The sequence below is a fragment of the Sporosarcina aquimarina genome (assembly GCF_033253705.1).
GTDB lineage: Bacteria > Bacillota > Bacilli > Bacillales_A > Planococcaceae > Sporosarcina > Sporosarcina aquimarina.
The window spans coordinates 1-20,802 of sequence record NZ_JAUBDH010000011.1 but is presented as its reverse complement, the minus strand read 5'-3'; the positions used below and the strand labels follow the sequence as shown (position 1 = coordinate 20,802).

The 20,802-nt window shown below is 43.5% G+C and carries 21 protein-coding genes; 10 read left to right on the top strand and 11 right to left on the bottom strand.

Going from position 1 to position 20,802, the window contains the following annotated elements; translation table 11 throughout:
- Positions 1–6 precede the first annotated feature (6 nt).
- Both QT716_RS14475 and QT716_RS14470 read right to left on the bottom strand, forming a co-directional pair.
- Positions 7–1,503, bottom strand: coding sequence for an ABC transporter permease (locus tag QT716_RS14475; RefSeq protein ID WP_317936836.1), 1,497 nt, complete (start codon positions 1,501–1,503; stop codon positions 7–9).
- Between the two features lie 13 nt (positions 1,504–1,516).
- Positions 1,517–2,938, bottom strand: coding sequence for an ABC transporter permease (locus QT716_RS14470; RefSeq protein ID WP_398293653.1), 1,422 nt, complete (start codon positions 2,936–2,938; stop codon positions 1,517–1,519).
- A gap of 125 nt (positions 2,939–3,063) precedes the next feature.
- On the opposite strand from QT716_RS14470, the gene QT716_RS14465 reads away from it, so the two are divergent.
- Both QT716_RS14465 and QT716_RS14460 read left to right on the top strand, forming a co-directional pair.
- Positions 3,064–4,794: an ABC transporter ATP-binding protein gene (locus QT716_RS14465; protein ID WP_317936834.1), complete on the top strand. Its 1,731-nt coding sequence runs from the start codon at positions 3,064–3,066 to the stop codon at positions 4,792–4,794.
- Between the two features lie 405 nt (positions 4,795–5,199).
- Positions 5,200–6,759, top strand: coding sequence for a malate:quinone oxidoreductase (locus tag QT716_RS14460; RefSeq protein ID WP_317936832.1), 1,560 nt, complete (start codon positions 5,200–5,202; stop codon positions 6,757–6,759).
- 135 nt (positions 6,760–6,894) lie between these two features.
- Here the strand turns inward: QT716_RS14460 and QT716_RS14455 are convergent, their stop codons facing one another.
- Positions 6,895–7,233 carry a DUF3889 domain-containing protein gene (locus QT716_RS14455; protein WP_317936831.1) on the bottom strand — a complete coding sequence of 113 codons (339 nt, stop codon included), beginning with the start codon at positions 7,231–7,233 and terminating at the stop codon, positions 6,895–6,897.
- 131 nt (positions 7,234–7,364) lie between these two features.
- Between QT716_RS14455 and QT716_RS14450 the strand changes: the two genes are divergently transcribed.
- The 3 genes from QT716_RS14450 (at position 7,365) to QT716_RS14440 (ending at position 10,408) form a co-directional block, all read left to right on the top strand.
- Positions 7,365–7,871, top strand: a complete 507-nt coding sequence (locus QT716_RS14450; RefSeq protein ID WP_317936828.1) for a methylated-DNA--[protein]-cysteine S-methyltransferase — start codon at positions 7,365–7,367, stop codon at positions 7,869–7,871.
- 115 nt (positions 7,872–7,986) lie between these two features.
- Complete coding sequence (locus tag QT716_RS14445) at positions 7,987–8,781, top strand: ABC transporter ATP-binding protein (protein WP_317936825.1); 795 nt, start codon at positions 7,987–7,989, stop codon at positions 8,779–8,781.
- A 19-nt stretch (positions 8,782–8,800) separates the two neighbouring features.
- On the top strand, positions 8,801–10,408 hold the full coding sequence (locus tag QT716_RS14440; RefSeq protein ID WP_317936822.1) for a hypothetical protein: 1,608 nt from the start codon (positions 8,801–8,803) through the stop codon (positions 10,406–10,408).
- Positions 10,409–10,505: 97 nt separating this feature from the next.
- Here the strand turns inward: QT716_RS14440 and QT716_RS14435 are convergent, their stop codons facing one another.
- Positions 10,506–11,045 carry an ECF transporter S component gene (locus QT716_RS14435; protein WP_317936820.1) on the bottom strand — a complete coding sequence of 180 codons (540 nt, stop codon included), beginning with the start codon at positions 11,043–11,045 and terminating at the stop codon, positions 10,506–10,508.
- A 290-nt stretch (positions 11,046–11,335) separates the two neighbouring features.
- Positions 11,336–12,190 carry a GNAT family N-acetyltransferase gene (locus QT716_RS14430; protein ID WP_317936819.1) on the bottom strand — a complete coding sequence of 285 codons (855 nt, stop codon included), beginning with the start codon at positions 12,188–12,190 and terminating at the stop codon, positions 11,336–11,338.
- Positions 12,191–12,352: 162 nt separating this feature from the next.
- Here QT716_RS14430 and QT716_RS14425 point away from each other — a divergent pair, with 162 nt between their 5' ends.
- The gene (locus QT716_RS14425) at positions 12,353–13,801 is read left to right on the top strand and encodes an NAD(P)H-binding protein (RefSeq protein WP_317936818.1); all 1,449 of its coding nucleotides are present in this window, start codon (positions 12,353–12,355) and stop codon (positions 13,799–13,801) included.
- Between the two features lie 54 nt (positions 13,802–13,855).
- On the opposite strand, the gene QT716_RS14420 is transcribed toward QT716_RS14425, so the two are convergent.
- Complete coding sequence (locus QT716_RS14420; RefSeq protein WP_317936816.1) at positions 13,856–14,482, bottom strand: nitroreductase family protein; 627 nt, start codon at positions 14,480–14,482, stop codon at positions 13,856–13,858.
- Between the two features lie 136 nt (positions 14,483–14,618).
- Between QT716_RS14420 and QT716_RS14415 the strand changes: the two genes are divergently transcribed.
- The 4 genes from QT716_RS14415 to QT716_RS14400 all read left to right on the top strand — a co-directional run bounded on the left by QT716_RS14415 (position 14,619) and on the right by QT716_RS14400 (position 16,709).
- A complete protein-coding gene (locus tag QT716_RS14415; protein ID WP_317936814.1) occupies positions 14,619–14,993 on the top strand; it encodes a winged helix-turn-helix transcriptional regulator in 375 nt (124 codons plus the stop codon).
- A gap of 21 nt (positions 14,994–15,014) precedes the next feature.
- A complete protein-coding gene (locus QT716_RS14410; RefSeq protein ID WP_317936813.1) occupies positions 15,015–15,236 on the top strand; it encodes a DUF2829 domain-containing protein in 222 nt (73 codons plus the stop codon).
- 57 nt (positions 15,237–15,293) lie between these two features.
- A complete protein-coding gene (locus tag QT716_RS14405; protein WP_317936811.1) occupies positions 15,294–16,049 on the top strand; it encodes a 3-oxoacyl-ACP reductase in 756 nt (251 codons plus the stop codon).
- A gap of 153 nt (positions 16,050–16,202) precedes the next feature.
- Entirely contained in the window at positions 16,203–16,709 is a 507-nt protein-coding gene (locus tag QT716_RS14400) for a QueT transporter family protein (RefSeq protein ID WP_233505359.1), read from the top strand.
- 57 nt (positions 16,710–16,766) lie between these two features.
- Here QT716_RS14400 and QT716_RS14395 read toward each other — a convergent pair whose 3' ends face one another.
- From QT716_RS14395 to ribD, 5 genes are all read right to left on the bottom strand, one after another.
- The gene (locus QT716_RS14395) at positions 16,767–17,168 is read right to left on the bottom strand and encodes a GNAT family N-acetyltransferase (RefSeq protein WP_317936810.1); all 402 of its coding nucleotides are present in this window, start codon (positions 17,166–17,168) and stop codon (positions 16,767–16,769) included.
- 128 nt (positions 17,169–17,296) lie between these two features.
- Positions 17,297–17,764, bottom strand: a complete 468-nt coding sequence (ribH, locus tag QT716_RS14390) for a 6,7-dimethyl-8-ribityllumazine synthase (RefSeq protein ID WP_317936809.1) — start codon at positions 17,762–17,764, stop codon at positions 17,297–17,299.
- A 12-nt stretch (positions 17,765–17,776) separates the two neighbouring features.
- Complete coding sequence (locus QT716_RS14385) at positions 17,777–18,970, bottom strand: bifunctional 3,4-dihydroxy-2-butanone-4-phosphate synthase/GTP cyclohydrolase II (RefSeq protein WP_317936808.1); 1,194 nt, start codon at positions 18,968–18,970, stop codon at positions 17,777–17,779.
- A 17-nt stretch (positions 18,971–18,987) separates the two neighbouring features.
- Positions 18,988–19,635, bottom strand: a complete 648-nt coding sequence (ribE, locus tag QT716_RS14380) for a riboflavin synthase (protein ID WP_317936807.1) — start codon at positions 19,633–19,635, stop codon at positions 18,988–18,990.
- On the bottom strand, positions 19,616–20,731 hold the full coding sequence (gene ribD, locus QT716_RS14375) for a bifunctional diaminohydroxyphosphoribosylaminopyrimidine deaminase/5-amino-6-(5-phosphoribosylamino)uracil reductase RibD (RefSeq protein WP_317936806.1): 1,116 nt from the start codon (positions 20,729–20,731) through the stop codon (positions 19,616–19,618). The genes ribE and ribD overlap by 20 nt, the downstream gene beginning before the upstream one ends.
- Between the last annotated feature and the right edge of the window lie 71 nt (positions 20,732–20,802).

Sequence of the window (20,802 nt, the reverse complement as noted above, 5' to 3'; positions counted from 1 at the left end):
TAGTGATCAATCTAGTTTTGGATCCAGCGCATCCCGCAGCCCATCGCCCAGGAAGTTGAATGAAAGAACGAGCAATATAATAGCCAGGCCAGGGAAGATTGCGAGATACGAATTCGTCTCCAAATACGTACTGCCGACTTTCAAAATATTACCCCATTCTGGTATATGGGGCTCGACGCCAAGGCCGAGGTAACTCAAACTGCTCGTTGCAATTACTGCTCCGCCGATTGTTAAAGTAGATTTTACGATCATAGGAGCAAGTGAATTCGGCACGACTTGCTTAAACAGTATTGAAAAGTCTGATGCACCGAGCGCTTTAGCAGAATCAACGAAGTCGTAATTCGAAACCATGAGTACGTTCGCACGCATCGTACGTGCATACGTTGGAATGGATCCGACACTTAGCGCAATGATCAGATTCACGGTATTTGCACCAAATGCAGCGATGATGGCAATCGCTAATAAGATACCAGGGATCGAATAGAGGATATCGAGTAAACGCATGATCCAATTGTCAATACGAGTGCTGTAATATCCGGCAAGTGCGCCAAGGAACCCGCCGATTAAACCCGGAATGACAGTGGATGCAAACCCTACAAGCAATGAAATCCTAGCTCCGAACACAATTCTAGAGAACACGTCACGTCCAAAGTTATCCGTGCCAAATGGATAGACAAGACTTGGAGATTCTAGAATGGCACTGTAATTATTCTCAACAGCAAGTGCGTAGTCAAATGTAAATCGACTTGTTATAGAGATGGAAAACATCAGCAGTATGAAAAACATTCCTAGGACTGCTGTAGAATTGCGAGTGATTTTCTCCCACATGACGTTCCATTTCAGCAGTCGCGATGAGTCGAAGCGTTTAGATTTCATAAACAGGCTCCAACCCAGCAATAAGGCAAATAGATTCCCTGTAAGTGCAGTGACCATTAATACAACCGCAAGGACAGACATCCATGGCGGAGCAGAATACTCGTTCACGTAACGGACAGTCAGTATAAGAGCAGCCAAGTGAAACAGAGCGATTAGAAGAAGGCTCCCCATAGCGATGAGAAAGGTATCGCTGACGTAGGGTTTAAATAGATTCACGGAGCTTATAGCGATAACGGCAAGTTGAGTCAGCAGCATATAGACCGCAAACGTATACTCAGGGGTCTTTCTTTTATTGACTAAGGTAAAAGCAAAAGCCGCTGCAAAAATATTGCCCGTCAACAAACTTGCTAATTGGATATATCCTAACCGTCTGGTCGTTGTACGAATTTCTCCCGTTGAAAGAAGATCCCTTTTCATCTTCATTGTAATGAAGAGCTGAAATACGGCGGTCACTGTGTAGGCGCAGAACAAAGTGAATACAAATAGATTTAGTCCTTCTATTTTTGTTGAGAAACTATTCCATAGGAAGATTAAGGCAAGCGCTAACGAGAGAATCCATGTGAAATTAGCTTGCGGATATTCTTTTGAAATGACTAATGCATGACGATTGTTTAAGGACTCTTTCATGCTTACACCTACTTTACGATTGGTTTATCTTAGAGCGAATTCGCGGATCTAGGAATGCATACAAAATGTCAATGAGTAAATTGACTAGCGAAATAGTAATTGCGATATAGACAACGCCTCCCATGATGGCGGGGATATCGGGGATGAATTGCTTATCCACAATATAACTTCCAATTCCTCTAATATTGAAGACCTTTTCCGTCACGGCAGCGCCTCCAAGCATCCCCCCAAACAATAGTCCAATGACAGTGATGACAGGAATCATGGCATTTCCAACAGCATGTTTCCATAACATCTGACTTTTGGAAAGTCCTTTTGCACGCGCTGTGATGATGTAGTCTTCGTGAATAATTTCAAGTAACGAAGACCGCATCATTCTCGCAATAGAAGCGGTGAGGGCAGTTCCAAGCACTACGACCGGCATAATCATCGATAGATAATTGCCGGGACTGTAGGTGGCAGGCAGCCAATTAAGCTTAATCGAGAAATTCAGAATGAAGAGTAAACCTTGCCAAAAGTTTGGTATGGATAAGCCGATTAAGGCGATAAACATGAACGAGTAATCTAAAAACGAATTCGGCCGGGTTGCGGAAAGAATCCCGACTGGAATAGCGATAACAATAGCCATAATGACCGAGAACAATGCAATCGTTAACGTGACCGGAAACTTGTTAGCGATGCTCGCAGCGACATCTTCATTTCCCGCAAAGGAAGAACCCAGATCGAAAGTTGCGATTCCCTTGAGTGCGTTCCATAGTTGCTGCCAATAGGAAAGATCCAGTCCATGTATATGATTGAAAGCTGAGATCTGTTCCCGTGTCGCAGATTCCCCTAGAATATTGGAGGCGGGATCGAATGGTGAAATATAAAGAATTGTAAAAACCAACACGGCGACTCCTATAATGACAAGCACACTTTGTACAAGTCTTTCTACGATATAAGTTAAAAAAGGCGTGCTGGTCAGTAATAGGATTGTGTACATAAGAATCCCTGGAAGTAAGGTTAAAAGAAAAAATGAGCGTCGTTCTAATAACGATTGAAAATATATCGAATACGTTTCTTTCTGGATCTCGTTCTGTATGAAATGATCGTCAGTGCGCCGTGCAATTTCTTTTTCTAGCCTTTCTTCAGTCAGCTTTTCAGCTATATTTTGTATTTCCTTATCGCTAATATTCTCTTGAAAGAACGACCGTTTACGTATGAGTTGGTCTGCATAATCAGATTGCCATTGATCAGCTAGTTGTTTCCCTGACAGTTCCGACCGTATGTTAGTCAACAAAGAATCGTGGGTTTGGTCTTTTTTTCTCATCAAGTAAATAAAATAGGTGACTAGATGAACGGGAAGTCCAGCTAGAACTAACAGAACTTGAACGACTGTTTTCCCTTGTGCTTCTTTATACGATTTTTGAAGAAGTGAAGTAATTGCGTGCGTCACATGAATCCACCACCTTTTTATATTGTTAAATTCCGATCAATATACTAGACTATAGTCAAATAGATAATGGTTGTCAATTCTATTCTTACGAAATACCAATGATGACAAAAGAGGGAGGATTTCTTGTGAACCCCATTTTAAAAGTAAAAGATTTACACGTTTCCTTTACAATGAGAGAGGAAGATTTTGATGCAGTTCGGGGAGTGAGTTTTGAGGTGAATCAAGGAGAAACCCTTGGTATAGTTGGAGAGTCAGGAAGTGGAAAGAGCGTAACAGCACGATCCATTATGAGATTACTGCCTTCACCGCCATCGTATATGAAAGAAGGAGTTATTGAATTCCAAGGAGAAAACTTAAATCTGAAAACTGAAAAGGAAATGGAAAGCATCAGGGGAAAAGGAATCGGAATGATTTTTCAAGATCCGATGACTTCTTTAAACCCGACTAAAACAATAGGCAATCAGATTTGTGAAAGCATCATGAAACATATGAATGCATCAAAGGCTGAAGCAAAGAAAGAAACAATCGAACTATTGAAGATGGTGGGCATTAAAAACAGTGAAGATCGGTATACCCAATATCCGCACGAATTCTCAGGAGGCATGCGTCAGCGTGTCATGATTGCAATTGCACTTGCTTGTAAGCCGTCACTTCTTATTGCAGACGAACCTACGACGGCATTAGATGTAACCATTCAAGCCCAAATCTTGGACCTTATGAAGACTATTCAACGCCGTTTTGGTACATCTATTATTTTAATTACACACGATTTAGGGGTGGTCGCGGAAATGTGCGACCGCGTAGTGGTGATGAAGAAAGGAGAGGTTGTGGAAACCGGAACAACGTTGGAAATCTTTGAAAGCCCGAAACATCCATATACGAATAAGTTATTGAACGCATTGCCAAGATTGGATGAAAAGAAAAAAGAGAAACGTGTATCACGGTTGCCGGAGGGGATTGACGGGTCAATTCCACTCATTCAAGTAAATTCTCTAAAACAATACTTCGATAACGGGAAAAAGAGCCAGACAAAGGCTGTTGACGATATTAGTTTTTTCATTCGACCCGGGGAAACATTGGGCCTTGTGGGGGAATCGGGATCTGGAAAGTCTACAACCGGCCGAGCTGTTTTGCGTCTGGACGAACCGACCGATGGCGAAGTGTTATACCGAGGAATGGCCATCAACCGATTTTCCTCTAAAGAAATGAAGAGTATGAGACGGCATATGCAAATGATCTTCCAGGATCCGTATTCCTCGTTAAATCCACGTTTTAAAGTACTGGATATTATCGGGCAAGCATTAGACATTCATCGAATGAGTAAGAACAAAACAGAGCGGAAGAAAAGGGTAGAGGATCTGCTTATGATGGTCGGTCTAGAACCCGAGCATGCGATGCGTTACCCCCATGAGTTCTCTGGCGGGCAGCGCCAACGCATTGGAATTGCAAGAGCCTTGGCTGTGGAGCCAGATTTCATCGTCTGTGACGAACCATTGTCTGCATTAGATGTATCCATTCAAACGCAGATTGTAAAGCTGCTGGAGGATCTGCAGTACGAACTGGGCCTCACATACTTATTCATAGCTCATGATTTGTCGATGGTAAAACACATCAGTGATCGGGTTGCCGTGATGTATGCGGGTAAAATAGTCGAGTTGGCGGAAAGTGAGGAGTTGTATAATAACCCTCTCCATCCTTATACGAAGTCACTTTTATCCGCCATTCCAATTCCGGATCCAAGAGCAGGCGCAAACAAACATCGTCCACTTAAAAAAGAGAACGAAGCGGAAAGGAAGTTCAATGTAGAGAATACCGTTCTCGTAGAAGTAACAGAGGGGCACTGGGTTGCAAAATGAACGTCAGAAACCGTTTAAACACGACTTTGGTAGTGGGTACACCCGATACTTCTAACGGTTAAAGAAACGAAAGAACCAGTCTGCTGCCGTATTCGTTAAAGGTAGCAGACAGGGTCTTTTGTTTTGCGTGAAAAGCAACAGATTAGAATTTCTGCTTAACCTGCAAGGTATGACGGAAGAACGAGGTTTCTTCTAGTCATCCAAACTGAATGGAGACATGTCTGCCTTTTTCAGAAATAGCTAAACTTCTTTCTTTTTTATCTACTTGAATTAGTCTATAATTGGTAAGGTAAAGCACATTTATTTATCAATGAATTAAACCGTATAGATTAGACATGGAACGACTAGACAAAAAGAGTGCCAGTATGTATGCCGTCACTTTTTTTGCAAATTCAGTGTGTAAGGATGGATCAGATGAGCAGCAGAGATACGAATACAGACGTTATTTTGATAGGCGCCGGCATTATGAGTGCCACACTTGGAACGATGTTGAAAGAAGTAGCTCCAGAGTGGGAAATTACTATGTTTGAAAAGCTGAGCCGTGCAGGTGAAGAGAGTTCGAATGAATGGAATAATGCCGGTACTGGGCACGCAGCTTTGTGTGAATTGAACTATACAACGGAAAAGGCAGACGGTTCCGTTGATATTAGCAAAGCGATTAAAATCAACGAACAGTTTCAAGTATCTAAGCAGTTTTGGTCATTTTTAGTAGAGAACGGAAAAATTCAGAACCCTGAAAACTTTATCCGTCCGCTTCCTCATATGAGCTATGTACAAGGGAAAGACAACGTATCATTTTTGAAGAAACGGTATGAAACGATGAAGCAAAATCCGTTATTTAACGATATGGAATACACGGAGAATCTTGAAACGTTAAAAGAATGGGTTCCTGTGATGATGGAAGACCGGACTTCAACTGAACCGATGGCAATTTCCAAAATCGATGCTGGGACGGATGTTAACTTCGGTGCACTTACAAATATGCTGTTTGATCATTTACAACGCGAAAACGTTAACCTTCAATATCAGCGCAGTGTTGAGGATCTGAAACAGAAGAGTGACGGTCGTTGGGAACTAAAAGTTCGTAATAAAGTGAGCGGTGAAATCGAGCGTCACACAGCGAAGTTTGTCTTTATCGGTGGTGGTGGCGGCAGCCTTCACTTACTGCAAAAATCGGGTATTCCTGAAGGTAAAGGAATTGGCGGATTCCCAGTTAGCGGACTGTTTTTAGTTTGTAACAACTCGAAAGTTGCTGAAAAGCATTTGGCCAAGGTATACGGAAAAGCATCCGTTGGTGCACCTCCGATGTCTGTGCCGCACTTGGACACGCGTTATATCGATGGCCAGAAGTCTCTGCTGTTTGGACCGTTTGCTGGTTTTTCGCCGAAGTTTTTGAAAACAGGTTCGATGATGGACTTACTCTCTTCAGTAAAGCCGAATAACGTAGTCAATATGCTATCTGCCGGCGTGAAAGAGATGTCGCTGACGAAATATCTCGTTCAACAGCTTATGCTTTCAAAAGAACAACAAGTTGAGGAATTACGTTCATTCATCCCGAACGCTAAAGTTGATGAGTGGGATGTTGTCGTCGCGGGTCAACGTGTGCAAGTCATAAAAGAAACTGAAGGCGGCGGAAAAGGTACGCTTCAATTCGGAACTGAATTGGTTAATGCAGCAGACGGTTCGATTGCTGCATTGCTTGGTGCATCTCCAGGAGCGTCAACAGCAGTTCATGTCATGATCAATTTACTTAACACGTGTTTCCCAGACCGGAAAACTGAATGGGAAGCTAAGTTTAAAGAAATGATTCCTTCATATGGTGTAGCACTTGTGGAGAATCCTGAAATGCTGAGTGACGTGAAAGAAGCAACTGCAAGGTCATTGAGATTGGACGTAGAACAAACTGAGGTAGATGCTGCAGGAACAAATTTTGAGGCAGCAGAAGTTTTACCAGATAAGAACTAAAAATGTTTACTCACTGTAGACAACCCCCTTACTGATCCTTGGTAGGGGGGTTTTAATGATTTAAATACATTAAATCGTTGTTGGATTGAATATCATTCATGCATAAGTTAATGGAAGTACTCGAGCCTATGGTTTCTAGCTATTTCTGGGCGGTATAATCTCATGAAACTTCACACTTTCCAATTTTTCTGTTTCCGTCGCATATGTCACGCGAACGACAACCGCGTATTCCCGTTTTCCTTCTCTCAACCAGAGACGGAATGTGGCGACAGTGGACCCGTCGTTTTGTGCGCTTCCCATATACAAGTAGTCAATTATGCTGGCTTTCGGATAAGTTGTCTGAGTTTGTTTAATGGCTAGTCTGGACCACTTGGCGTAGGCGGGAGCATCTGCTTGAACAACATCAGCCACAGGTGCTTGAGGGGAATAATTGAGGATGAAAAGCCCGACGGCAATCCCGATTTTTATCAACAAGGCGCATCTCTCCTTTTGGATAGGATGCGTTTTTTTGTTTGACTTATACAAGACAATCTTTTGTGAAGTAGCGTCCTGTTTTCTTTTTCGGTACACTAAAGAAAATGAAGCACGGGGAGGATTTAGTCATTATGGAACATTCAATTCATCAAGAAGATCTAATCAAAGCGACATCTAAAGCGGAATATCAATCGCCAGTGGGTGTGATTGAAATAGTGGGAACACAAGAAGCGATTGTATCCGTTTTGTTTTTAGACTCAAAAACTGTAGAAAATGGAGTCACAGAAACAACTTTCCAAGTAGTCAAAGACTGCTATAACGAATTGGATGAATACTTTAATGGGACCCTTAAGGAGTTTACAGTTCCTTATGAAAACGCGGGGACTGAATTCAGAAGAAGTGTATGGCAAGCATTGACGGAAATTCCCTATGCCGAAACTGCTTCTTATCGGGATATTGCACGTTCAATCGGTAACGAAAAGGCAGTCCGCGCAGTAGGAACAGCGAATGGGAATAACAAACTGAGCATTATTATCCCTTGCCATCGAATTATCGGAGCGAATGGAACGTTGACAGGATACGCAGGCGGGTTATGGAGGAAAGAATGGCTGCTTGCACATGAACAAAAACATAAGTAATCAGTTTAAATATCTATAACAGTTGATAGAATATACACTATTATTCAAAAAACAATTGGAATTTCCCTGACAACTTGTTACGCTTGAACAAATTAGCGGTTTGGGGGAATGCAGGATGCAGACAGAACCTATTATTTCCATGCGTAATCTCGTTATGGAATTTCCGGGGAAACGCGTGTTAGATGGCATCTCATTAGATGTATACAGGGGACAGATTATTGGGTATATCGGGCCGAATGGTGCAGGGAAAAGCACGACCTTAAAAATCTTGCTCGGACTTATTCAAGACTACAAAGGAACGGTTGAGATATTCGGAGATGATTTAAAAAAAGAAAACCAGGAAGTAAAACGCCGCATAGGCTATGTCCCGGAGAATGCAGAAATTTACGATACGTTAACACCGATGGAATATTTAACGTTCGTGGGTGAATTGTATGGGCTGCAGAGGACAGTAGTTGAACAAAAGGCTCAGGAATTACTAACAGTTCTTGGGTTAGAAGACGTCGTGCACACTCGGATTTCATCCTTCTCTAAAGGAATGCGTCAAAAAGTACTGATCATCTCAAGTCTGCTGCATGATCCAGATATTTTGTTTTTGGATGAACCCCTTAGCGGACTGGATGCAAATAGCGTTATGGTCGTTAAAGACATTTTGGCCATGCTGGCTGCGAGCGGGAAAACCATTTTTTACTCCTCGCATATCATGGATGTAGTCGAGAAAATCAGTAACCGCATTGTGCTTTTGTATAATGGCAAGATTGCGGCAGATGGAACGTTTGACGAATTGAAAGGTCAAGGGGAATTAGGATCCCTTGAAATGATTTTTAATCAGCTAACTGGTTTTGACGCTCACGAACAAACGGCTAAGCGTTTTGTGGAACTTGTTACTGGTGGTGAGAGAATTGAATAACTTCCGGTCTCTTCGGATTTTGGATAAGTTTAAATCTGTTTTTCAAGCATTTGGGATTGATTACTCTGCTATGAGGACAATTGTTGGCCTTAAACTGACAATGGACGAACGTCGTGTTCCCGTTATTTTTTCTCAGACGAAGCTGAAAGAGGGAAATCAGTTCATAAAATCGCTTGGATTATATGTTTTGTATGGACTTGTTACAATTCCATTCCTGTTTTTTGGCGACAGTTTAATGCTGCAGCTGGGACTCGTTTACGGTATCGCGATGTTCATGATTATGACATCACTCATTGCTGATTTCTCCAGTGTCTTACTGGATGTCCGGGACCGCGTTTTACTTGCGGCAGCCCCAGTAAATGACCGAACGTTGAACGCGGCCAAACTTGTTCATGTCTGTATCTATATGACACTTCTAACGATTGCTTTGCTTGGTATTCCTGCGATTGTCATGCTTGCGACAAAAGGCATCGTGTTCTTTTTATTATTTGTTGTCATGCTGTTTTTCCTACTGTTGCTAATCATTGCGCTCACTGCAATGACCTATATGATTATGTTGCGTGTATTTGACGGAGAACGGCTGAAAGATATGATCAATTACGTGCAGATTTTACTGTCTGTTGGAATCTTCGTCGGCTATCAAGTGCTGATTCGGTCTTTTGATTTTGTAGGATTATCAGTAACGTATGTATTTAAATGGTGGCACTTTTTCATCCCGCCTCTATGGTTTTCAGCACCGTTTGAATGGCTCATTGGCGGGAATTCAAGTACTTCGTTAATCGTATTAACGATAGCGGGAATTGTCATTCCGATTGTTGCAATCTCAGTCTATATTCGTAAAATGCCTCTCTTTGAACGCGACTTACAGAAACTCATGTCTGAAGCTAGGGATGGTAAACGACAGCGTGCATTTCTTATGACCTTGTGGGAAAGAATTCTTTGTAGAAGTGGAGAAGAGCGTGCGTGTTTCCGGTTTTCTTGGCAATTAATGAAGCGGGAACGCGATTTTAAGCTGAAGGTCTATCCGTCGCTCGGGATTGGATTTGTAGCTCCTTTTCTATTTCTCTATATCTTTCTAGAAGACGCAACATTGAAAGACCTGGCCGAGTCCAATACGTACTTTATGATCTATTTTGGTTTCCTCATCATTTCGTCGCTGACAATGATGTTAAATTACTCCGGAAAGTATAAAGGGGCTTGGCTCTACTCAGTCACTCCAATTACTCACGCATCAGTATTGAAAAGAGGAGCATTAAAAGCAAGCTTGGCTCAGCTATTCTTGCCCGTTTATTTACTGCAAGCGCTTATTTTTGGTGTGTTTTTTGGGTGGCGCATTGTCCCGGATCTAGTTATAATACTGATCTCTGCTATTGTGTACGCGGTAGTTTGTTATTCCATAGTATCGAAAGACACGTTACCGTTTTCGCGTCCCATGGGCGAATCAATTCAGTCTGGAACTGCAAAACAGTTTGTTCTCATGCTGCTAATTGGAGGATTCGTCCTTGTACACATTATTATGTCTAAAATTCCGTATGGTGCAGCCGTTTATGCACTAGTGGCGCTGATCATTTGCTGGTTGAGTTGGAAGACCCTCTTGCCCGTAAAGAAGAAGACAATTATTCATTAAAGAAACCTGCTTGATGCATTGCATTAAGCAGGTCTTTTACGTCTAAATTAATGATGAAAAACCAAGTTCCCGTCTATGGGGAACTTGGTCATATGAATTATTTAAACACAGCTACCTTTTTCAGCAAGACACAAACGGGAATGGCGACTGCGATTCCCACTGCATTTTGCACAAGGTTCCCCGGAATAGATGCTAGTGGAACCATCCAGCTTTTGAAAAGGATACTTTCTCCGATGTAATAGCCCGCCAGCATAACTGGGACGGAAACGGTCATTGCAATTACGTTGAATGTTGTACTATTTCCTTTACGTCCATTCGACCAAGCGATTTTCCCAACGAGATATCCTTGCAGTCCGCGAGCAACAAAACTGATTGGAGCCCACAGCGTCCAACCTGAAACTAGATCGAATAAGCCCATCCCGAGTGCACCGGCGATGGCTCCTTTTTTCGGCCCAAACAAGATTGAAAAGATGAAGAGCATCCCAGTTCCAAGGTGGACGAGTCCACCATTCGCCGTAATGGGTAATTTGATATTTAATAACAATGTAGCAACAAATACAAGTGCAATTCCCATTGCCGATAAAATCATATCAAACGTACTCGCTTTAGACTTTTTCGTAGTAGCAACAGCTTTCAATGTTCATGACCCCCTCATCATTTCTGCAGTTCTTGCAGTATTGCTAAACTTTAGCAAATGACTGGACTAATAGAAAGTGTCAATTTTGAACAAAATGAAGGGGTCAGATTGGTTGTATGGAGCAATCGATTATGACAAGGGATTGATACGGAGTGCGACCCGCCCGTTTAGCTAGGCAACTCGCCCGATACGGAAGACGACCCGCCCGTTAAGCTAGGCAACCCGCCCGATACGGAGTGCGACCCGCCCGTTAAGTCGAGCAACTCGCCCGATATGGAAGACTATCTAATTTAACCTATTACTTCAAACCCTAACTGTACAGAATCCGCAATCTTCTGGTATCCGATTTCTTGATAGATTTTGTTGGACGTTGGGTTCATCATATCTGTGTAGAGCATGCAGAATTGATAGTCGTTTAACAAATCCTTGGAAAAGTCAGCGACAAGTGTTTGAGCATACCCTTTTCGACGGAATTCGGGCGGGGTATAAACGAAGGATACAGTGACGCTGTTCAGAGTCGGTCTTGCCCGTTTGGCACATGCAACAGGAACTCCATTATCTTCCCACAGTACAATTTCCTGAAGTTCTACAGTCCGTGCCACCCATTCCGCTGCCTGGTCAGAAGTGACCTCCGGCATTTTCGTATCTCCTATGAACCCGACATACCATTCTTCCAGCAAGGTTCTGTCTGAGTCTTCAGCCAGTCTGTGTTTTCCGGGACTTTTATCAAGCGTCTCATTCACGTTATCCAACCGATATAGTCCTTGATCCATAATGACTTTGGAAGATTGACTGGTCTTAGCCGTCCAACTGGCGGAGAATCGCTTTGCCCACGGTTTAAGACTAATGATGGAAGGCAGTTCAATTTCATTGGATAATAAATACTCGGCTAGAGTGTCAATTGCTGAATTCATGTGCTGTTCATCCGTAAAGATCATATTGAGCGGAAAAGGTGGTGTCATTTGAAACAGCGCAATCACGCGGCCATCCAGTTCAACGGATGCCATGAATGGATCTTTCACCATACCAGCCTTAATGGCTTGTAAGACACCATTGAACAGACTGTAAACGTCCTCTCCTTCAGATAAAATCGGTTCTGCTTTACAAGCGAATGCTAATGGATCATCGTACGTCAGTAATTTCATAGAGACACCCCTTCTCATAATGAGTTGAGTACACTTAAAGAAGTAAGAACTTTCAATCAGCCTTGTTGAAATTATAGTATGTGACCATAAAGGTAGGAAAGCTTAAAGAGGCGGATGCAGGGGTACAGAGGAATAGATTGATTGACCAAGGAGGCGGATTGTATGGCGGAAAGAAAGCCGGTAATCGCTATTGCAGGAGCAAGCGGATATATAGGCAATAACTTGCTAGATTGTTTAAAAGGGAAAGCGACCGTCATCGGACTATCCCGAAACGGGGGACTCCGTAAAGATACAGAAGATGTAAAATGGCGTTCGTGTGATTTATTTTCAATGAAAGATGCAGAAAAAGGGTTGGAAGGTGCAGACATTGCGGTTTATCTAGTCCATTCAATGATGAAATCCGCAAAATTGACACAAGGTAACTTTGAAGACATGGACGTCATTTTGGCCGATAACTTTGCGCAAGCTGCAAAACGTCAAGGCATTCAACAAATTGTCTACTTGAGTGGAATTATTCCTGAGGAACACGAATCGCAACTCTCTCAGCACTTAAGAAGCCGTTTGGAAGTGGAGCGAGTGCTGCGTGCATATGATGTACCTGTGACCGCGCTTCGGGCCGGTTTGATAGTCGGACCTAAAGGTTCATCGTTTCCCATCCTGTCAAAGCTTGTAAAGCGACTGCCCATTATGATATTACCGAAGTGGACGAGCACAAAAACTCAGCCAGTTGCACTGAAAGATGTACTTACTGCATTAACTTCCATTATCACTGATTTCGATTTGAAAGATCGTTCAATTGACGTTGGAGGGCCAGATGTGATGACGTACCGGACGATGATGAAAGCTACAGCGAACGTGATGGGTAAAAATCCAAAAATGCTCGATGTCCCGTTCTTTTCGTTAACACTATCGAGACTTTGGCTCAGACTTGTAACAAATACACCGAAAGAGATGGTATATCCACTTGTCGCGAGTTTAAAGCATCCGATGGTTGTTCACAGAAGCCATACAGTTGAAGGAATTAGTAATGGCCAAACTCCGTTTAAAGAAGCTGCACAAATTGCTATGGATGCAGACGCTAAGAAAGAGAAGCGTTCTACACCTCTGTTACCAACATTGGGCCCTTTGAAACAAGACGTTCGCTCGGTCCAGCGGATTAAATTACCGCACGGATGGACGGCTGATGAGGCCGCACGTTATTACGTAAAATGGTTAGAAACATTCTTGAACCCGTGGGTACATACGACGGTAGACAGTGATTTGAATTGTAAAATTGGTTTTCTCGGTAATCGTACACTGCTAGAACTATCCTATTCCGGAGAACGCAGCACAGAAGACCGCGCGCTGTATTACATAACAGGCGGATTCTTGCTGGATGACCAAGCGAACGAGCGGGGACGTATGGAGTTCCGTAAAATACCCGGAGCGAGCGAAGCAATCATTGCAATTCATGACTATCTGCCATCACTTCCGTGGTTTGTATACTACGTCACTCAAGCAAATATGCACGCATTCGTTATGAGTGCATTCCGAAAGCATATGAACCGATTGAGTGTCAGTGAACAAGATCGTCAGTATGTACGGAATTTAACAGTTGAAGATACTCCGTAATTATTTACAGCCTGCATCGTCAAATGACGATGCAGGCTGTTTTCAATCTGACACTTATACAAATGATGTGATTTTCTCAAGTGGCAGGCGAGTCGATCCGTATGCGGGTGCAGCTGCTTTCCCAAGTGCAATCAGCACGAGTGGGACGTAACGGTCTTCCAAGTTAAATTCTTTAGCAAATTGTGCTTTATCGAAACCGCCCATTGGAACCGTGTCGTAGCCTTTTGCTTTTGCAATCAGCATCAATTGCATCGATACAAGTCCGGCGTCAAATGCAGCAATCGTTAAACGTGCGTCTGTAGGTGCATTCGGATATAAAGCTTTAGCATTATCAATTTGTCGTTGTACATTCACCTCATCGATATTGCCTGCTTTTAAGTTTGATAAATAGATTTCATCGATATTGTGATACATTTCTGTGTCGCCGATTACTGCAATAATAGCGGAGGAAGTTTCCATTTGCTCTTGGTTGAATGAGAACTCTTTAATTTTCTTTTTCGCTTCGTCGTCTTGGATGACGATGAAACGCCAAGGCTGCAGGTTACTTGAAGAAGGGGCAAGTGTTGCTTCTTGCAGCATCTCTTCAATTACTTCAGGTGCGATTTGATATTCTGCATCGAATTTCCGTACAGATTTACGGGCGTGAATGACTTCTGATAGGGGTGTATATAGTTCTGTCATATGAAAAACTCCTTTGTGATTCATTTGAATTCAACTTACCTTTAGTAAGTACGTGATTCAGCTTACTATTGGTAAGCTTGTTTGTCAACTATGACTATGGTAAAGTGGAATTAACTAAGGAATTGGGGTTTTGACGATGAAAAAAACCGACGAACTTATTCAATCGACACAGAAAAATGGACAAGCAGCTTGCGATAGCTTTCATGCAACGATCGAATTTATCGGGAAACGATGGATGGGTATTATCATTTATCATCTATTGGATGGACCGAAACGGTATCATGAACTAGCTGCGGAGATTGAAGGTATATCAGACCGGCTTCTGACAGAACGCTTAAAAGAATTGGAAGCGCATGGTTTTGCAGTAAAAAGAACATTGCAGGCATCCCGCAAAGTGGAATACGAACTAACGGAACAAGGAGTCGCATTCGATCCGGTCATCCGTTCAATTTTAACGTGGGTGAAAGCGAATGGTGGCTGCTCACAGTCGAAAACAGAGAGTGAATCTTAAATATGGAAGGATGAATGCATAATGACATTTGAAGAGGTTTTACCGCGTTTAAAAGCAGGCGACAAAGTCATTCGGAATGGATGGGGCGGCGCTGAACTTTATGTGAAACTTGTAGAAGCTGAAAAGCTAGATGGAGAAAAGATGAATCCATATTTCGTCATTAATGTAACGGGTGAAGGCTATACGATGTTTACACCGACGGTATGCGATTTGTTAGCAGAAGACTGGTCGATTGTAGAATAAGTGGACAAACACAAGCTCATGAGCAATCATGGGCTTTTTAAATGGAGGAATATAACAATGGCACAAGGTGAATTTACAGGGAAAACGGTGTTCATCACAGGCGCAGCTTCAGGGATCGGGTTCGCCCAAGCGAATGCATTTCTAGAAAAAGGTGCATCAGTCTACGGCTTAGATGTCGACCAAGCTGGACTGGAAAAGCTAGTAATCAAGTATCCAGCAAACTTTCGATACAGCAGAGGAAGTGTGAATAACCAGACGGATGTTACTGAGTCAGTAAGTCGGGCAATCGATACTTTTAAACATATTGACATTGTATGCAATACAGCTGGAGTGCTTGATGGATTTGCAAAAACGTTAGATACCGATGAAGTGCTGTGGGATCGAATTATGAACACCAATATAAAAGGAATGTTCTTTGTAACGAATACGATTTTACCCTTTATGCTGAATAGGAAATCCGGCGTTTTTGTAAATATGGCTTCCATTGCCGGACTTGTAGGCGGCAGTGGAGGAGCAGCGTACACCGCCTCCAAACACGCAGTTGTAGGATATACAAAACAAGTGGATCTCGATTATTGCCGTGAAGGGATCCGTGCTAATGCAATTGCGCCGGGTGCAATTCAAACGCCGATGAATGCCGCTGATTTTGAAGGAGATGGGAAAACTGCAGAGTGGGTTGCAGACGAAACACCAGCAGGCCGCTGGGCACAGCCTGAAGAAGTTGCGAAGCTGACGCTTTATCTTGCCGGAACTGCTTCTGATTACATTCATGGAACAGTCATTCCAATTGACGGAGGCTGGACAGCGAAGTAACCATTTCCAGGATGAATGACTTCTGCTATACTAAGCAAGCAGGTTTTTAACCTGCACTGCGACACTTTTTGACGAAGCAATCGGCTTCTTCTTCCTTTGGTCGCAGTTATTACTAAAACAGCAGTTTAGCTGTTTTACAAAGGAGGACTATACATGACGTTACTCGCAAAAGAGCGTCCGCGGATTGCGGTCGGGGAGCTTGCGAAAATGGCGGTTGTGGCAGGACTATACGTCGCTGTCACGCTCACGCTTGCAGTCATCAGTTTCGGCGCAGTCCAGTTAAGGCTTTCGGAGATGTTCAACTACTTGGCGTTGTTCCACAAGCGATATATTATCGCAGTGACAGCGGGAGTAGTACTTGCGAACTTCTTCTCGCCAACGTGGTTCCTGGACGTGCCAATTGGCGGAGTGGCCACGTTTCTTGTGCTGCTTATTAGCCGGGCTGCTACTAAAAAGCTGAAGTCAGACAAAATGAAATTTGTCTGGACTGCTGTAATTTTCGCTGTTTCCATGTTCACCGTTGCAGGACAGTTGACTCTATTGTACGGCGCACCGTTTTGGATTACGTGGTTTACGGTTGGCGCTGGCGAACTCGTGTCAATGACTGTCGGCGGCAGTATCATGCTCGCTTTAGCGAAAAAAATAGATTTCACAAAATGAAAAAACGCATCCCGATTTTACAGGGATGCGTTTTTTCATTAGTTAATACATGTGAAATCAGTCTGAAAACACATACATCGGTATACTGGATTCTTCTGATTGAAAGCCTAGAGACTTATAAAACCCTGCCGCTTTCGGATAAGAAACGAGCACTTTTGTGTGCATATGCTGATACTTCTCTAACATCATCTTCATAATCTCTTTGCCAACGCCTTGCCCCTGGTAGTCTGGGTCTGTCAGGACATAATGGAAGTAGACAGCCATGGATCCATCAGACAGTGCATTTGCGAGTCCAATCAGACGGTCACCGTCCCACGCGGTCGCAGCAGAGTGAGAGTTGAGAATAGCGTTGTACAAATCATGCGGATGGGAAGCAGATTCCCATTCAACCGATAGAAATAATTGTTGGATGTTTTCTTTCGTTAGCTGATCCGTTTTAAATGTATACGTAATCGACATCGTTAAATTCCTCCTTCAGCACGTATCGGATAAATACTTCGTTTTACAGAAGCATTTACCCGCTAGTTATTCCTATAGCCTACTTCAGAACAACTTAACCCGCCTTTGAAAGAATCTAGCAGATGATCTTATGAGAATTGCTTATTCAAATTCGCCATTTCAATCGCAGAGACCGCAGCATCCCAGCCTTTGTTACCGGCTTTCGTTCCTGCGCGTTCAATCGATTGTTCAATAGAATCCGTTGTCAGTACGCCAAAGATAACGGGAATCCCAGATTGCATTCCAGCTGCTGCTACGCCTTTAGCGGTTTCACCACAAACATAGTCAAAGTGTGGCGTTGCTCCGCGAATAACCGTACCAAGCGTGATGACCGCATCATATTTTCCGGAGTCTGCCATCTTTTTTGCGATCATCGGAATTTCAAAAGCCCCCGGTACCCATGCGAGATCGATGTCTTCTTCAGAAACACCGTGGCGTCTGCATGCATCTTGTGCAGCAGAAAGCAACTTACTTGTGATGAATTCATTAAACCGACCGACTACAATTCCAATTTTTAGTCCTGTACCTACTAAATGACCTTCATATACAGTTCCCATTGTGACTGCCTCCTATAGGGTCAATAAATGACCGAGTTTTTCTACTTTTGTTGCCATATATCGTTCGTTTTCTGGAAGTACAGGGAGCTCGATTGGAACACGTTCTGTAATTGTAAGTCCATGCTCCACTAATCCATCTAACTTTCTAGGGTTATTCGTCAGCAATCTCATGTCTATAATCCCTAAGTCTTGCAAGATTTGTGCGCTGATTCCATAGTCGCGCAAGTCGTCAGGGAATCCAAGCGCTGCATTTGCTTCGACAGTATCTAGTCCTTGCTCTTGCAATTCGTACGCTTTCAACTTATTCATGAGTCCGATTCCTCGACCTTCCTGACGCATGTAAAGCAAAACGCCGCGCCCCGCGTCTTCAATCTGCTGCAAAGCCGCGTGGAGCTGCGGACCGCAGTCACATCTGGAAGATCCGAAAATATCCCCGGTTAAGCATTCGGAATGGACTCGGACAAGTATAGGTTCGGGCCTGCTTAAGTCACCTTTAACAAGGACAACGTGCTCTTTACCAGTCATTTTTTCGGTATAGCCAATCATTTTAAATTGACCGAATAAGGTCGGCAATACGACCTCGGCGTCACGTGTAATGAGTGTTTCATTGGCAAGACGGTAATGCACCAGATCCTCGATGCTGATCAATTTCAGCCCTTCTGAGTCTGCAAGCATTCTTAACTCTGGAACCCGTGCCATCGAACCATCTTCACTCATGATTTCGCAAATAACGGCAGCGGGTTCGCTGCCTGCAAGCCGAGCTAAATCGATGGAAGCTTCGGTGTGGCCAATTCGGCTGAGCACACCGTTATTTTGTGCAACCAGCGGAAAGACGTGTCCTGGCTGCTTAAAGTCTTGGGGAGCTGCTTGGGCATCCAACATTTTTAAAATCGTTTCCGATCGTTCGAATGCACTGATGCCAGTATAGGATTCCGAATGATCGATGCTCACTGTAAAAGCCGTTCCGTGCGCATCCGTATTGTGTGCTGTCATCATCGGGAGACCGAGTTGGGATGCTTTTGATTCAGTGATTGGTGTACATATAAGCCCGCGTCCTTTTGTTGCCATGAAATTAATCATCTCAGGGGTTGCGTGTTCTGCTAAGCACATGAAGTCGCCTTCGTTTTCGCGGTTTTCATCATCCACAACAATAATCGGTTTCCCGAGTTTTAAGTCTTGAATCGCTTCATCGATCGTATCAAACATGAGGAAACCTCCTTTCCTTATAAAAATCCATTTTGCTGTAAAAAGTCCTCGTTCAAAGGTCGTTTTTCGGAAGGAGTTTGCCGCTGCAGCATGTTGAACATGTATTTTGCGAGCATGTCAAATTCCACATTGACACGGTCTCCTGGTTTACGCTCCGCAAGAACCGTTGTTTTTTGGGTGTGCGGAATAAGCGAGATCGAAATGTTTTCATCATCCACATCAAAAATTGTTAAAGATGTCCCGTCAAGTGCAATCGAGCCTTTTGGAAGCATATAGTTCAATCCGCCTGATGGGAGTGATAAATGCATGACAAGTGAATTCTCGATGTGCTGACACTTTTGGACAATCGCAGTTCCGTCAATATGACCGGAGACAAAATGACCGCCTAAACGACTATCCGCGCGAAGGGCGCGTTCCAAATTTACTGAAGTACCCGCTTTCGCGTTATGTAACGACGTCGTTCGAAATGTTTCAGGCATCACGTCCGCGGTAAACTGACCGGTTGTAAATGATGTCACGGTCAGACAAGTTCCGTTAACAGCGATACTGTCTCCTAAACGGACATCCTTCAGTATTTCATCAGCTGCTACAGTGAGTTCCATCGATTGGCCTGATGAGCGGACTGTTCGTACAGTCCCAATTTCCTCAATGAGTCCTGTGAACATTAGAATCACTTCCTTTTGGCACAGCCGTAACCTTCAAATCTGGACCGAGCTGTTCTGTTTTTATGAAAACAAAATCTTTTGCATCACTCATCAAGGCAGGATTTATGCCGCCGATTGGTGTGAGAGAGTCTGTACCGCCGAGTAGTCTTGGAGCAATGTACGTAATGATCCGATCGACAGCATCCGCTTGTAAAAAAGAAGCGTTTACAGAGGAACCACCTTCTACAAGAAGGGTCATGATGCCGCGCGCGCCAAGTTTGTCTAGTATGTCAGACACTATTATGGCAGGCTTCTCCATACGGAAAACTTCGACGTGATCATAGGGCAAGAAATTCAATTCTCGTTCTTCTGGCGCTGTGCTGCCACAAAAAATCCATGTTGGAGCGTCAGTATTTTGAATGACCTGACTCGTCATAGGTGTAGATAAGTGTGTATCTAAAACAACTCGAATAGGGTGAAGTCCACCTTGGGGCAATCTGGTGGTAAGAAGGGGATTGTCGTGAAGAATCGTTTTACTGCCGGTCAAAATGGCGTCATGGACATGGCGAAGACGATGGACGTCAAGCCGAGATTGCTCGCTTGTCACCCATTTGCTGTGTCCTGAAAATGCTGCGATTTTACCGTCTAATGTCATAGCTGTTTTTAACGTTACATGAGGTTGTTTGGTTTGAATGAAATGAAAAAAAGGTGGATACAATTCGCGTGCTAAATCAGCGCAAATTTCGGTTTGTACATCAATTCCTGCATCACGAAGCCGCTGAATTCCAGACCCTGAAACTAATGGGTTCGGATCTAAAGTCGAAACGTAGACACGAGAGATGCCTGCTTGCAAAATCGCTTCTGTGCATGGAGGTGTTTTTCCAGTATGCGAACAAGGCTCAAGTGTGACATACAAGTCAGCACCAACAGAGTCGTTGCCGGCCATATCCAGAGCAACGCGTTCTGCATGGAGCTCGCCAGCGCGCAAGTGAGCCCCCATTCCGACAACCCTTCCATGGTTCACAATTACAGAACCGACGGGCGGATTGGGTGAAATTTGACCAACCGCACCTTCAGCAAGTGAAAAAGCGATTTGCATATAGTGTTCAATTTCCAACGATAACAACACTCCTGAATCATAGATTCCTCATGTAACAAAAAAGCCCCGCAACAGATGTGCGGGGCTGG